The organism is Natrinema hispanicum (assembly GCF_004217335.1).
In the GTDB taxonomy this organism is placed as follows: Archaea; Halobacteriota; Halobacteria; order Halobacteriales; family Natrialbaceae; genus Natrinema; species Natrinema hispanicum.
Map to the genome: position 1 here is coordinate 231,090 of NZ_SHMP01000006.1, position 13,078 is coordinate 244,167.

The 13,078-nt window shown below is 63.4% G+C and carries 14 protein-coding genes; 7 read left to right on the plus strand and 7 right to left on the minus strand.

All coding sequences use genetic code 11. The features are described from left to right. Nucleotides 1-34 precede the first annotated feature (34 nt). Nucleotides 35-268, minus strand: a complete 234-nt coding sequence (locus BDK88_RS15595; protein ID WP_092933652.1) for an HVO_2901 family zinc finger protein — start codon at nt 266-268, stop codon at nt 35-37. Nucleotides 269-568: 300 nt separating this feature from the next. Here BDK88_RS15595 and BDK88_RS15600 point away from each other — a divergent pair, with 300 nt between their 5' ends. After that, a complete protein-coding gene (locus tag BDK88_RS15600) occupies nt 569-1,690 on the plus strand; it encodes a CNNM domain-containing protein (protein ID WP_130501244.1) in 1,122 nt (373 codons plus the stop codon). Between the two features lie 93 nt (nt 1,691-1,783). Then, the gene (locus BDK88_RS15605) at nt 1,784-2,215 is read left to right on the plus strand and encodes a universal stress protein (protein WP_130501245.1); all 432 of its coding nucleotides are present in this window, start codon (nt 1,784-1,786) and stop codon (nt 2,213-2,215) included. A 40-nt stretch (nt 2,216-2,255) separates the two neighbouring features. Here the strand turns inward: BDK88_RS15605 and BDK88_RS15610 are convergent, their stop codons facing one another. From BDK88_RS15610 to BDK88_RS15620, 3 genes are read right to left on the minus strand one after another with little or no spacing between them, the layout of a single operon-like run. Next, nucleotides 2,256-3,671, minus strand: a complete 1,416-nt coding sequence (locus BDK88_RS15610; protein ID WP_130501246.1) for a class II fumarate hydratase — start codon at nt 3,669-3,671, stop codon at nt 2,256-2,258. A 20-nt stretch (nt 3,672-3,691) separates the two neighbouring features. After that, entirely contained in the window at nt 3,692-5,311 is a 1,620-nt protein-coding gene (locus BDK88_RS15615; RefSeq protein WP_130501247.1) for a PH domain-containing protein, read from the minus strand. After that, nucleotides 5,301-5,762, minus strand: a complete 462-nt coding sequence (locus tag BDK88_RS15620; protein ID WP_130501248.1) for a PH domain-containing protein — start codon at nt 5,760-5,762, stop codon at nt 5,301-5,303. The genes BDK88_RS15615 and BDK88_RS15620 overlap by 11 nt, the downstream gene beginning before the upstream one ends. 212 nt (nt 5,763-5,974) lie before the next feature. Between BDK88_RS15620 and BDK88_RS15625 the strand changes: the two genes are divergently transcribed. Then, on the plus strand, nt 5,975-6,787 hold the full coding sequence (locus BDK88_RS15625) for an enoyl-CoA hydratase/isomerase family protein (protein ID WP_130501249.1): 813 nt from the start codon (nt 5,975-5,977) through the stop codon (nt 6,785-6,787). A 27-nt stretch (nt 6,788-6,814) separates the two neighbouring features. On the opposite strand, the gene BDK88_RS15630 is transcribed toward BDK88_RS15625, so the two are convergent. Both BDK88_RS15630 and BDK88_RS15635 read right to left on the minus strand, forming a co-directional pair. After that, nucleotides 6,815-7,075, minus strand: a complete 261-nt coding sequence (locus BDK88_RS15630) for a BolA family protein (protein WP_130501250.1) — start codon at nt 7,073-7,075, stop codon at nt 6,815-6,817. 64 nt (nt 7,076-7,139) lie between these two features. Next, the gene (locus BDK88_RS15635) at nt 7,140-7,466 is read right to left on the minus strand and encodes a NifU family protein (RefSeq protein WP_130501251.1); all 327 of its coding nucleotides are present in this window, start codon (nt 7,464-7,466) and stop codon (nt 7,140-7,142) included. A 110-nt stretch (nt 7,467-7,576) separates the two neighbouring features. Here BDK88_RS15635 and BDK88_RS15640 point away from each other — a divergent pair, with 110 nt between their 5' ends. The 4 genes from BDK88_RS15640 (at nt 7,577) to BDK88_RS15655 (ending at nt 12,006) form a co-directional block, all read left to right on the plus strand. Further along, nucleotides 7,577-8,080: a DUF7523 family protein gene (locus tag BDK88_RS15640; protein WP_130501252.1), complete on the plus strand. Its 504-nt coding sequence runs from the start codon at nt 7,577-7,579 to the stop codon at nt 8,078-8,080. 83 nt (nt 8,081-8,163) lie between these two features. Next, nucleotides 8,164-9,210: a PAS domain-containing sensor histidine kinase gene (locus tag BDK88_RS15645; RefSeq protein WP_130501253.1), complete on the plus strand. Its 1,047-nt coding sequence runs from the start codon at nt 8,164-8,166 to the stop codon at nt 9,208-9,210. A gap of 92 nt (nt 9,211-9,302) precedes the next feature. Further along, nucleotides 9,303-10,817, plus strand: coding sequence for a cysteine--tRNA ligase (gene cysS, locus BDK88_RS15650; protein WP_130501254.1), 1,515 nt, complete (start codon nt 9,303-9,305; stop codon nt 10,815-10,817). A gap of 79 nt (nt 10,818-10,896) precedes the next feature. Continuing rightward, nucleotides 10,897-12,006, plus strand: coding sequence for a PAS domain-containing sensor histidine kinase (locus BDK88_RS15655; RefSeq protein WP_130501255.1), 1,110 nt, complete (start codon nt 10,897-10,899; stop codon nt 12,004-12,006). On the opposite strand, the gene BDK88_RS15660 is transcribed toward BDK88_RS15655, so the two are convergent. Continuing rightward, nucleotides 12,003-13,028, minus strand: coding sequence for a presenilin family intramembrane aspartyl protease PSH (locus BDK88_RS15660; protein ID WP_130501256.1), 1,026 nt, complete (start codon nt 13,026-13,028; stop codon nt 12,003-12,005). The genes BDK88_RS15655 and BDK88_RS15660 overlap by 4 nt on opposite strands. Nucleotides 13,029-13,078 lie beyond the last annotated feature (50 nt).

Genomic DNA, 13,078 nt, shown 5'->3' on the forward strand with positions numbered 1-13,078 from the left:
ACAGAAAAGAACTCCGGGATGAGACTGACTCCTATCAGTGAGTCGTCGTTCGAACGTCTTCGACGCGATAGAGGTCGTCCTGCAGGCCGTCGCCATCACAGTCTTCGTTCGGACACTCGTAGTGCCAGCCGTCTTGGGTCGCGTCTCCCTCTCGGAATCGGTCTCCACATACCTGACAGAAGAGTTGTCCCTTTTTGCACGTATCGCGGTGTAGCTCGAGGGCGAGCTCGGTCTGGAACGACTGGTTGCAGTTACGACAGGTGTGCATATTTCGTCTGACGTGAGCATCCGCCAAAACTGCTTGGGTTCTTTTATTCCGCTAGATTCGGGCGTGATTCGGCGTCACTGACCCGATTTGGGAACGATAGCCAGGCAAAAAAGAACGGTTGAAATTCGTGTTTACTCGACTTCGGGTTGTTCATTTGTTGGTAGATCGACCATCTCGTGTTCTGTGTGATAGCGTGTCATCACTGGGTGTCGAAATAGTGGTAGTTAGAGTCACGGGACTGGGTCAAACCGGCGATGGTCTCCCTGATTGATTTCTGTCTGGCGATATAACCGATCGGTAATGGACTCGCTCGTCATCGGCGGCCGGCTGTTCGCAGGAGTGTTGCTTATTCTGGCGAACGCCTTCTTCGTCGCGATCGAGTTCGCGTTGACTCGCGCTCGACAGTTCACCAAGGAGGAGTTCGTCGGAGACACGCCCGCACTCGAGCGGGCATGGAAGATGACCGACAACCTCGAGCTCTATCTCACCACGTGCCAGGTCGGGATTACGGCCTCGAGCATCGCCGTCGGGATCGTCGCGGAACCGGCGCTGGCCGCGATATTCGAGCCGCTGTTCGTGAACACAGCACTTGCTTCGATCGGCAGCGGGGCGATCATTGCCTTCCTCATCATCAACCTCGTCCATCTGACCCACGGGGAACAGACGCCGACGTATCTCGGCGTCGAGCGCTCACGGCTGGTCTGTCGGTACGGCGCGACACCACTGTACTGGTTTCACTGGATTATTTCACCGATCATCACCCTCGGCGACGGCATCGCGAAGCTGACTCTCAAGCTCTTCGGGATCGAGATGACTGGCGCGTGGCTCGAGACCGAAGAGGACGTCATCGAGTCCCGGGCCGACCTCCGGAACAAGCTCGGTTCGGTCCTCGAGAAGGGAGAACTTCCGGAGGAACGCCGCGAAGAGGTGATGAACGCATTTCAGATCGGCGAGCAGGCGATTCGTGAGGTGATGGTGGATGCCGAGGATATTATCGCGCTGTCGACAGAAGCGAGCCCCGAGGAGAACTTTCGAAAAATGGAAGACCGTCCGCAGACGCGGTATCCGCTGGTCGGCGACGACCTGACTGACTTTCGCGGGATCGTCTACACACCGATCCTCGTCAGATACCGCGAGGAACTGGCGAGCGGTGACATCGACTTCGCGGAACTGGCAGCGCCGCCGATGACGCTGTCCCCCGATACGGACGTCAGTGACGCGGTCGACCAGTTTCAGGCGGAAAACCAGGAACTCGCACTGGTGATCGAAGACAGCGAGGAACGGAGTTCCTCGAGCAGCCGGACGCAGTCCGGCGATGGCAATGTTATCGGCCTCGTCACTGTAACCGACTTGCTCGAGGCGGTGATGGGCGACATCGAGGACCCGCTCGATCAGCGGCAAGTCGAAGCGGCCGATCGGTAACGGGATCGAACCGACGACTCGATCTCGCCATCGAGAGCGGACTACGCGACTGCGCGCCGCCGGCTTTTCCGTGTCACGATGGAATGAACAGCCATGTATCACGACATTCTGGTACCGACCGACGGCAGCGACTCGAGTACGGCGGCGGTCGATGAAGCTGTCGCGATCGCCGACGGGGAGGGGGCGACGGTCCACTTTCTCCACGTCATCGACGAGGGAACGGAGATGTCCGCGGGCGCGTCGGGGATGATCGCACCGCAAGTCACGGAAACGCTCGAGGAGGAAGCGGAGTCGGCCCTCGACGATGCCGAACGACGGGCCGAGAATGCCGGCGTGACCCACGACCGGACGATCCGCGAGGGCGACCCCCACGAGGTGATCGCAGCCTACTGCGACGATGCGGACGTCGATCTCGTCGTCATGGGTGCAAGCGGCCGCTCGAGATTAAAAGAACACCTCCTCGGGAGCACGACCGATCGCGTCGTACGAACGGTCGAAACGTCGGTGCTGCTCGCACGGCCCTGAGCAGGTCGAATCGCAGAGGGAAAAAGCGCTGTCGACTCGGTTAGTCGTCCTGGCCGAGAATGCCGCGCTCGGTCATCTTCCGGGGGTCGAGGACCTCGTCGGCCTCGTCCTCATCGAGGTAGCCCTTCTCTAAGACGACCTCACGAACCGTCTTGTCCTCCTTGAGTGCGGTCTTTGCGACCTCGCTTGCTTTGTCGTAGCCGATGTGGACGTTGAGCGAGGTGGCCATTGCCATCGACTCCTCGACGCGGTCTGCACAGTACTCCTCGTTGGCCTCGAGTTTGCGGACGAACCGGTCGCCGAACACCTGGCTCGCGTTCGAGATGAGTTCGGCCGACTCGAGGAAATTGTGCGCAAGCACGGGCTTGTAGAGGTTGAGGTCGATCTGACCCTCGGCTGCGCCGGCGGAGACGGCGGCGTCGTTGCCGACGACCTGCTTGTGGACCTGGTTGACGGCCTCGGCGACGACCGGGTTGATCTTGCCGGGCATGATCGAGGAGCCGGGCTGGTTCTCAGGCTGTTCGATCTCACCGAGCCCGTTGCGCGGCCCGGAGGCGAGCAGGCGCAGGTCGTTGGCGATCTTGTTCAGCGAGCCGGCGACGGTTCGCAGCGCGCCGTGGGCCTCGCTCATGGCGTCGTGGGCGGCCTGGGCCTCGAAGTGGTTGTCGGCTTCGCGGAACTGGACGCCAGTCTCTTTTGTGATGTACTCGGCTGCGCGACCGGGGAACTCGGGGTGAGTGTTCAGGCCAGTGCCGGTCGCCGTCCCACCGAGGGCGAGTTCCGCGAGGTGGTCGCGGACGTTGTCGACGCGGGCCAGGCCCTTCTCGACCTGCGTGCGGTAGCCGCCGAACTCCTGGCCAAGCGTGACCGGCGTCGCGTCCTGGAGGTGCGTGCGGCCGGTCTTGACGACGTCATCGAACTCTTCTTCTTTCTCCTCGAGCGCCTCGCGGAGTGCGTCGAGTGCCGGAATGACGTCTTTCTCGACGGCCTCGAGGGAGGCGACGTGCATCGCGGTCGGGATGACGTCGTTGCTCGACTGGCCGTAGTTGACGTGGTCGTTGGGGTGGACGACGCGGTCGCCGATCTCGCTGCCCATGAGTTCGGCGGCGCGGTTGGCGATGACCTCGTTGGCGTTCATGTTCGAGGATGTGCCGGAGCCGGTCTGGAAGACGTCGACCGGGAACTGGTCGTCGTGGTCGCCGGCGATGACCTCGTCTGCAGCCTCGATGATCGCCTCGGCGACGTCCTCGTCGACGAGGCCGAGGTCGCGGTTGGCCTGTGCTGCGCCTTTCTTGACGACGCCGAGTGCGCGGACGAACCGACGGCTGAACGTAATTCCCGAGATGGGGAAGTTCTGGATCGCGCGCTGGGTCTGTGCGCCCCAGTAAGCGTCTGCGGGCACCTGCATCTCGCCGAGACTGTCCTCCTCGATTCGGTATTCGTCTTCGTCTCCCATACGCGAGAACTCTCAGTCAGTCAGGTAAAATCCACCGAAAGCCCAGTCTCGTCCGAGCGAGCGCGCTCACGGACGGCCGACTGGAGCCGTTCCCGGCCAATGCCGTGGATCTCGCGGGCCGTCTCGAGTTCGAGATCGGGAACTGTCGGCGTCCCCCAGGAAAACGTCCGTGAGCTAGCGGTATCGACGGCGAGTGACGCCAGTCCGAGCCGGCGCTGGAAGATCGACCGCCGCGTCGAGACCGTCTGAATCCGATAGTAGGGGATCACGATCGTTCTGCGGTTCCAGAACCCTGATCGGATCACGAGATGGTCGTCGCCGACGTGATAGCCCAGGTTGACGTACTTGAGATGGGCTGCAATGGGTACCGCGACGAAGACGGCCACGGAGAGATACCAGCGCTCGAGGCCTGTACCCTGTGCAAGTCCGAACGCGACGGCGACGACGACGGCTGCGATGAGCGAATAGCGGACGAGGTACCGCTGCCGAGCCAGCGTCGGCGGCCGCTGGAACCGTGGCGTTTCGACGCCGGTGAGGTTCTCGGCGAATCGATAGCTGCGGTCGGTCTCGGCAAGTGGGACAGCTGATTGGCTGCCACCGCTGCTTTCTGGCCCATAGCCTGCGGTTTCGACCCAGAGGCCGGCGTAGCCGACCAGTCGCTGGAGCGGGTTCTCGGTGATGGTCACCGACTGAACCTTGTCGACGGGGATCGAGCCGCTGTAGCGCTGGATCAGTCCCCGTTCGTAGACGAAGTCGGACCCTGCGCGCCCGAGACGGAACCCGTAGTAGTTCGCGACCGTGTAGATCGCACTCGCGACGTACGTTGCGACCGACCACTGGAGCGCAGTGACAGCGATCAAAACGAGCAGCGACCCCACCGCGGCACCGTCGAGCGACGCCGGCCCGCCGACGGGACGCGCGATCTCGAGGACGAACGCGGGAACCAACCCCGAGCCGGAGTCAGCGCTCGTAAGGAAGATCACCAGCGCGATCGGGAAGATCGCCGCGCCCCACCGGAACGATGTCAGAGCATACACCAACAGTTCCGTCGGCTCGAGTTCGAACAGCAGCGTCGGCCTGCGGTCAGGGTGTGAGCGCTCGTGGCGCGTCGGCTCATCGACGCCGCTGGTCGAGGCCGACCCACTCGCCGAGGCCGCGCGCTCGTCGCTGCTCGCGTCGTCGTCCGCTCGAGCGGTTTGCCGGCGGATTCCGGCGCGAAGCCGCTCGGCTTCGGCCTCGCTGACGAAGTTCAGCGTCGCCTCCGTCTCGCCGCCGCCGGCAGTCTCGAGGGAGACGACGGCAAGCCCGAAGATACGGTGCAAGACACTCTGAGAGACGTCGACGTTCTGGATACGGCGATACGGAATCTCGCGCGAGCGCCGGGAGAACACGCCCGAAGTAACGTCGAACGTCCGCGACGTGATCGCGTACGTGAACCGATAGTAGTACGCGATGCCGTAGCCGACCCCGCCGACGAACCCGATCGGGGCCAACATGAAGATCCAGTCGATGTCGATGCCGTCGAAGACAGTCGAGAGGACCATCACGACGAAAAACGGCATCGAGAGCCCAGTAAGACCGCGCTGGAGCGCCAGCGTCACCGCGCTCAGCGGATGCAATCGATTCACATCAGACGGCATCGTCAGCCTCGCTTTCGACGGCCAGTTCACGAAGCGTATTCTGCAGCGTTCGTGCGCGATCCGGCGTCAGCCCCGGAATGCGAACGTCCGCGTTTCGGGACCCAGCCGTGTAGACGACGACGCTCGAGAGGCCGAGAGCACGCTCGAGAGGACCGAACTGCGTGTCGACGTGCTGGACGCGGACGAACGGAACGGCAGTTTCGACGACCGTGACGACGCCACGCTCGAGGTAGAGGGCGTCGTCTTGCAGTTCGAACTGCCAGACCTGGTAGCGCCGGAGGGCATAGCCGACCCCGATGACGAGTCCGAGTGTAACGATGCCGCCGACCGCCGGGAACGGGACAGTGAACTGCCACTGATCGATGGCGGTGAGGACGACGCCGAGGACGACCGCAGCGAGCGCCCCACGGGCGATCCAAAGGAACCTGATGCGGGGATGGAGGGTCTCCATAGTAATGAAATGTCATTTCTAGTGGATAAAATTACGGTTCCACTCGACGTGCCGCTCGCGGTATTGACGTCCGCTCACGGCAGAACCGGCCAATGGCGGGCGTCCGTCGAAAATCCGTGATCGTCGTTCGCGGTTCGCTGATGGGTGATACCGATGGCGAGTCGTAGTGGGTAATGACATCATTTATCACCCCATCTAGTCAATCAGCTCACATGGCTTCCGAGACGTCCACGACCGAGCAGTTGGAAACCGTCGACTGCAGCCGTGACGATCACGTCGGCCGGATCACGCTTGCCCGCCCCGAGGCGATGAACACGTTTAGCACCGAACTCGCACAGGACCTCGACGCAGCGCTGCACGCACTCGACGAGGACGACGACGTGCGGGCGATCGTCGTCGACGGCGCAGGCAAATGCTTCTCGGCCGGCATCGACCTCTCCGAACACGGCGACCACGAGACCGAGTCGGAATACGAGGCGTGGGTTGCACGGATGGAAGAACCGTTTCACACCCTGACCGAGATGCGAACACCCGTGATCGCTGCGGCCCACGGCCACGCCGCCGCCAACGGGATCGGACTGGTCGCAGCCTGTGATCTCGCCGTCGCCGCCGAGGGAACGAAATTCGGCGCGACAGCCCCCAAGGTCGGCCTGTTCTGTATGGGGCCGGCCGTCCCGCTGATGAAGGCACTCACCAGAAAGCGGTGTCTCGAACTCATCCTGACCGGCGAACTGATTGACGCCGAAACGGCCCTCGAGTGGGGACTGATCAATCGCGTTGCACCCGAGGGCGAGCAGCTGGACGCGGCGATGGAACTCGCCAAAACGATCGCACAGAAGAGTCCGATGGGTGTCCAAATGGGCAAGCGAGCGTTCTACGAGATGGTTGAACTGGACTACGACGAGGCACTCACGTACTCGAACGAGCAGTTCGCCACGCTCTGTACGACAGAAGACGCGAACCAAGGCATTGCGGCCTTCCTCGAGGGTGAGCCACTCGCCGCCGACGAGTGGCCCGGCGAGTAACGACTGCGCGGTTCGATGCGTGGTCGATTACTGGTCGGCCTCGAGTTCCTCGTATTCGTCGGGTGTGTACGTCGACAGTTCGAGGGCGTGGATATCGGTCGTCATGTGCTCGTCAAGTGCGTCGTAGACCTGCTGGTGTTGCTGAACCAGCGGCAGGCCCTCGAAGACCGGCGAGACGACCGTCGCGGCGAGGTGGTCCTCGTCGTGTTTGTCGCGGGCGTGGGTGACCGTCGCCTCGGCGTCCTCGAGATTCGATTCGATGAGTTCCTCGACGGTTGCTGGCTTCATACGGAAAGGATGTGTCGCTCGAGGCAAAAACGCCGCGGTCGCGGCCAGCGACACGGTTGCACGCTCAGAACGGGACGTCCGGCGGCACGTCCGGGCCCGACGATCCCTGCTCGCTCAGTCCGTCGAGGCCGGTCGTAACGGTGACGTGATCGATCGCGTCGATCTCGGCCGGAAGTCGCCGCTGGATCGCCTGGGTCGTCATCGAACTGACCCCACAGCCGCTGCACGCGCCATGCAAATTGATCCCGACGTGGCGCTCCTCGAGGTCGACCTCGGTGATCGAAGAGTCGCCGCCGTGGCCCTCGATCTGGGGGAAGTTGCGACGGAGGAACAGGGAGACGGCTTCGCGAACGGCGTCCTCGGGGGATTGGTCCGGCTCGGACTCGCTCATGACTGTGGCGAGGGGCTGGAGCGGTATATATGTCGGGCATCGGTCCGTGCGACCGCAATCAGAGCGGCAATGACGGCGACTTTATGCCGGCTCGAGACGCCGTCCCCGATATGTCACTGGCAGCCGAGACGCGCCGGGCAGTCGATCGTCGGCCGTTCCTCCGAACCGCGCTACGGGCCGGCGTCGTCAACTACACCGCCGCCGCTCGCTCTCTCGCGGTCGACGGCGAGACCGACGCGATCGCGACGGCGCTGCGCCGCTACGCCGAGGAGTTACCGGCCTACGAGACCGAGTCGCGAGACGTCCGTGTCCGGATGGAAAGCGGGATCGGCCCGCTCGAGGACGCAAGCGGCGATGCCGACGCACTCCTGACGGTCGGCGGGCAGGCCTTCGGTCCCGTCGACGGCGATCTGACCGCCATCGTCGCCGCCGGCGACGTCGATGCGGCCGCGCTCGCGGCCGTGCTTGCACGACTTCTCGCCGAGGGGCTGTCGCCGACTGCAGCCGGCGTCGCCGGAGACGTGATGGTAGTCGTGGCCGAGCGACTCGAGGGTGCGAACGCGCTGCGGGCGGTCGAGGACGCGCTCGAACGTGTGGGTGCACAATCCGGATGAGGGCACTCGATCGATGACGGCAGTCGCGGGGGGCTACTTCTGTTGGTTATGACTTTTTATACCCACACTTTCTGAGATGTTATATGGGGATTTCCCAGGGCGTGTCGTTACCGGCAGCGTTCGACGATCTCGAGATCGGCATCGTCTTACGCGACCCGGAAACCGGCGCAGCTCTCGACGTAAACGACCGGATCGAGGAGTTATACGGGTATTCTAGAGTGGACATCCTCGAGATGGAAATCGGAGAGTTCACAGCACCATCGACGACGTTTTCTCAGGACGAAGCGGTCGATCGACTGCACGCTGCTGCCGCCGGCGAGTCGCAAGTGTTCGAGTGGCAGATCGAACGGCCCACGGGTGAACTGGTCTGGATTCGCGTCCGGCTCAATCGGACGACGGTCGACGACACCACGTGTGTCATCGCCGAGGTTCGGGAGATCACTGAGTACAAGGCGCGGGAACGTCGATTGCGCCTCCTCAATCGTGTCGTTCGACACAACCTTCGAAACGAGACGAACGTACTCATGGGGTATGCCGACCGTCTCAAACAAGCCGTCGAAGAAGAGACGCTCGAGAAGGAAGTCGAGACGATCCGCGAGATCGCGTCGGAAATCGGGACGATGAGCGACTCGATTCGCCAGATCGAGGAGATCGCAACGCCCGACGCAACGCAGCGATCGCCCACGGATATCGGCGAATTGGTCGAAGAGATCGTCGCGGAGGCGCGAGCGGACGCGCCGGCGGCCGAGATAACCGTCGACATCCAGGACGATGTCTGTGTAAACGCCGATACGGGCCTTCGGCACGCGATCACCCACGCCATCGAAAACGCGATCGAGCACAACGATCGCGAAGTCCCGTCCGTCGAGGTGTCAGTCGCCATCGATTCGACCACTGGACAGGCCGAGATCGCTGTCAGCGACAACGGCCCACCGATCCCGGAGGTCGAAGTTGACGTTCTCAGAGAGGACGTCGAGTCGAGTGCGACCTACCACGGCTCCGGCATCGGGCTGTGGGTGATGCAGTGGTGTGTCGACTCGCTGGGCGGCGAACTCGTCTTCGAGGAGAACACTCCCCGTGGAAACGTCGTCCGGTTCTTACTGCCACGGGTCGATCGCGCCGAGCCGTAGCGACGGTCAGCAGTCTCGCTGCCGGGACTGGCCGGCCGTCGGGTCCGGAGGGCATCACACGCTTTAACTTTCGGCCGGGGGAAGAGAGGATAATGACCCTGCACGTGACGAACACGTTGACGGGCGAAAAAGAGCCGTTCGAGCCACAGGACCCCGAGAACGTCTTGCTCTACTACTGTGGCCTGACGGTCTCTGACCCGCCACATCTGGGCCACGCACGCTCGTGGGTCCACGTCGACGTCATGCACCGCTGGCTCGAGCACCTCGGTTACGACGTGCGTCACGTCGAGAACTTCACCGACGTCAACGAGAAGATCGTCGCCCGGATCGGCGAGGACGACCTCGGTGAGAGCGAAAGCGAGGTGGCCGAAACCTACATCCAGCGGACGATCGACGACATGCGCTCGCTGAACCTCCTGCGTGCGGAGGTGTATCCGCGGGTGTCCGAACACGTTCCAGAGATCGTCGATCTCGTCGAGACCCTGATCGAGAAGGACTACGCCTACGAGTCCAACGGCTCGGTCTACTTCGACGTGACCAGTTTCGAGGAGTACGGCAAACTCTCGAATCAGGAACTCGACGAGATCGAATCCCAGGGCGATCCCGACGAGCGCACCGAGAAGCGCCATCCGGCGGATTTTGCGCTCTGGAAGGCCGACGGCGTCGACCCCGATGCGATCGACGAACACAGCCACGAGGGCGTCGACCACGGAGACACTCCGCCCGAGGGCCTGACCTGGGACTCGCCGTGGGGCGAGGGGCGTCCCGGCTGGCACATCGAGTGCTCGGCGATGAGCATGACCCATCTGGGCGAGACGCTCGACATCCACGTCGGCGGGCGGGATCTGGTTTTCCCGCATCACGAAAACGAGATCGCTCAGTCCGAGGCCGCAACCGACCAGCAGTTCGCAAACTACTGGCTTCACTGCGAACTCTTCCAGATGGACGACGAGAAGATGTCCTCGAGTCTGGGCAACTTCGTCACCGTCGACGAGGCCATCGACCGCTGGGGGACGAACGTCATGCGGACGTTCCTGACCGCGGGGTCGTACAACAGCAAACAGCTGTACGCCGACGAGACGATCACCGAGGCCGAAGAACGCTGGGACCAACTCGAGCGGGCCTACGAGGCCGCCGTCGACGTGCTGGATTCTCCACAGGCGAGTGCGAAAGCAACGGACGAGTCGCTGCGCAACGAAATCGACAGTGCGCGCGAGGCGTTTGCGACCGCGATGAACGACGACTTCAACACCCGGGAGGCGCAGTCTGCACTGCTATCGGTCGCGACAGCGATCAACCGCCATCTCGAGGCGATCGGCGGTGATACCGACGGCGAGGGCGGCTCCGATTACCGTGGGCTTCGACGCGCCGTCGAGACGCTCGAGGAACTGGGTGGCGTCCTCGGGCTGTCCTTTACGGGCGAGACGACGGGCTCGGCCACACTCGCCGGTGACGTCGTAGAACTCGTCCTCGACGTGCGCGAGGCCGAACGCGACGTCGGCAACTACGAGCGTGCCGACGAGTTGCGCGACGAACTCGAGGCCCTCGGCATCGAAGTCCAAGATACCGACGAGGGGGCGACCTACCGGCTGCCATCGGGGGAGTGAGACTGTCTCGTCCGAGTTCGTGAAAGGATACGTACCTGTTACCTTATCGCTCAAGTAGGTGGCGCGTCTCTAGGCGATAATGACTGATTCTCGGTCGGTCGTCACCGCTGGGTTCGATGCCATGCCTGCACACGTGGCGATTCTCGACGAGATGGGGGAAATCGTCTACACCAACAGGGCATGGGACGCGTTCGGCGACGAACAGGGGTTGTCTGACGCGGCGGGCGGGGTCGGCACGAACTATCTCACGGTCTGTGAGGGAAGCAACGCCAACGAGGCGGCGGAGACGGAACGCGGGATTCGGGCGGTCGCAAACGGCGACCGCGAGGAGTTCAGCCTCGAGTACCCCTGTCACACGCCCGAGTGCAAGCGCTGGTTCATGATGCAGGCGACGCCGTACGACCACGCGGGCGAGCGGTTCGTCCTCGTCATGCACGTCGACATCACCGAACGTCGCCGCCTCGAGCAACGAACCCAGGCCCAGGCCGAGCGTATGGAGCGGTTCGCGAGGCTCCTCTCACACGATCTGCGAAACCCGCTGTCGGTCGCACTGGCAGAGGTACACACCCTCGAGCGCGACGACGATATCGATCTCAGATCCGACGACGGCGACCGCAGTTCGTTGCGGTCGTCGCTCGAGCGCATGGAGTCGATTACCGACGACGTGCTGGCGCTCGTGACGATCGACGAGGTCGCGGAGGCCGAGCGAGCGGCAATTCCGCTCGAGAGGGCAGTCGAGGACGCCTGGGCACACGTCCATACGGAGTCATCGACCGTCGAGGTCGTCGGGACCGTCGCGATCCGTGCGAACGAGTCGCTGGTGAGCCATCTCTTCGAGAACCTCTTTCGGAACGCGATCGAACACGCCGGCGACGACGTGACTGTCGAGGTCGGCCCGCTCGAGCACTCGAGGACGGATGCAGACGATACTGCGTTTACCGGGTTCTACGTCGAAGACGACGGTCCGGGGATTCCACCCGATCGCCGCGAACGGGTGTTCGAATCGGGGTATTCGGCAGCGTGCAGTGAGCCTGGAGCGGGAGCGACCATGGGTGGCTCTGGACTGGGGCTTGCGATCGTTCGGGAAGTCGCCGACGCACACGGCTGGTCGGTTTCGGTGACGACAGGCGAAGACGGCGGCGCTCGATTCGAGATTCAGGGCGTCTCGATGCTCGAGCAGTCGTCCTAGAACCCGAGTGCAGTAACGATCGAAAGCCCACTGGCGAGCGCGCCGAGCAGATAGCCGCCGATCGCGCCGCCGTTGAGCAGCGGCAACCCGGCGTGAGGTCGACCCTTGAGGACCATGTACATGAGTACGAGCAGCCCGGCGATCGTTCCAACCAGCGCGCCGAGTGCAGGCAGGTTCAGCGCGATCAGGGGCACTGAAATCGTCCCGGCCTCGAGGAAGTACGCCGCGCTGGCGACGAGAATCGACGGAATGACGGCGTCACCGAGGCCGATGAACAGCGCGTCGCGGTCGAGGGCTCCTGCATCGTCAGCAGCAGACCTATCGTCGGTGTCGGGGTCGATGCCGCCGTCGGCAGCGCTCGTGTCGGTCTCGCGGTCGTCCTCGAGCACGTCGTCGGTGCTGCCGTCGGCGAGGTAGGAATAGGACAGCGTCATCGGGACGACGAGGACGACGGGAATCTTGAGGTCCATGACGCCTTCGGCGAGGTCGAGCATGTGTTCGGTGCCGTAGACGCTGATGGCGTCGTAGACTGCCAGGACCGCGAGCAACAGCAGCGCCGGCAGCAGACCGAAGCTGATCCCGAACAGGGCGGCGGCACCGGCACCCATCACGACGCCCGTCGTATCGATGACGTACCACTCGGGGTACAATAGGAGCGCCGCGCCGACGGCAAGCGCGACGACGATCGCGAGCGCGTCGGCTACAGCCGCAGCGAGCGGCGGTGCGAGCAGTGCCGGCACGAGTTCGGCGAAGACGTACCACGAGATCATCACGCTGACGCCGACGATCAGCAGCCGGATGAGCCACTCGAGATCGTACTTGAAGGCCGCGAGCATCAGCCCGGTTGCGACGAGCATCACCCCGAAGTAGAGAACACTGTTCGTCGGATTCTGGGGATTCTCAACGGCTTGCCGACCCGATTCGTGGAAGGGCTCGACCAGCGCCAGCGCGCCGAGCTGGACGCCGAGAAAGAGCAGGACCGTCGTGCCTACGGCGACGAGGACCCGCGTCCGATCGTTCATGGCGCGGGGTTTGTACCCCGCTCGTATTGGCTTTTCCACTCCGTGGTCGC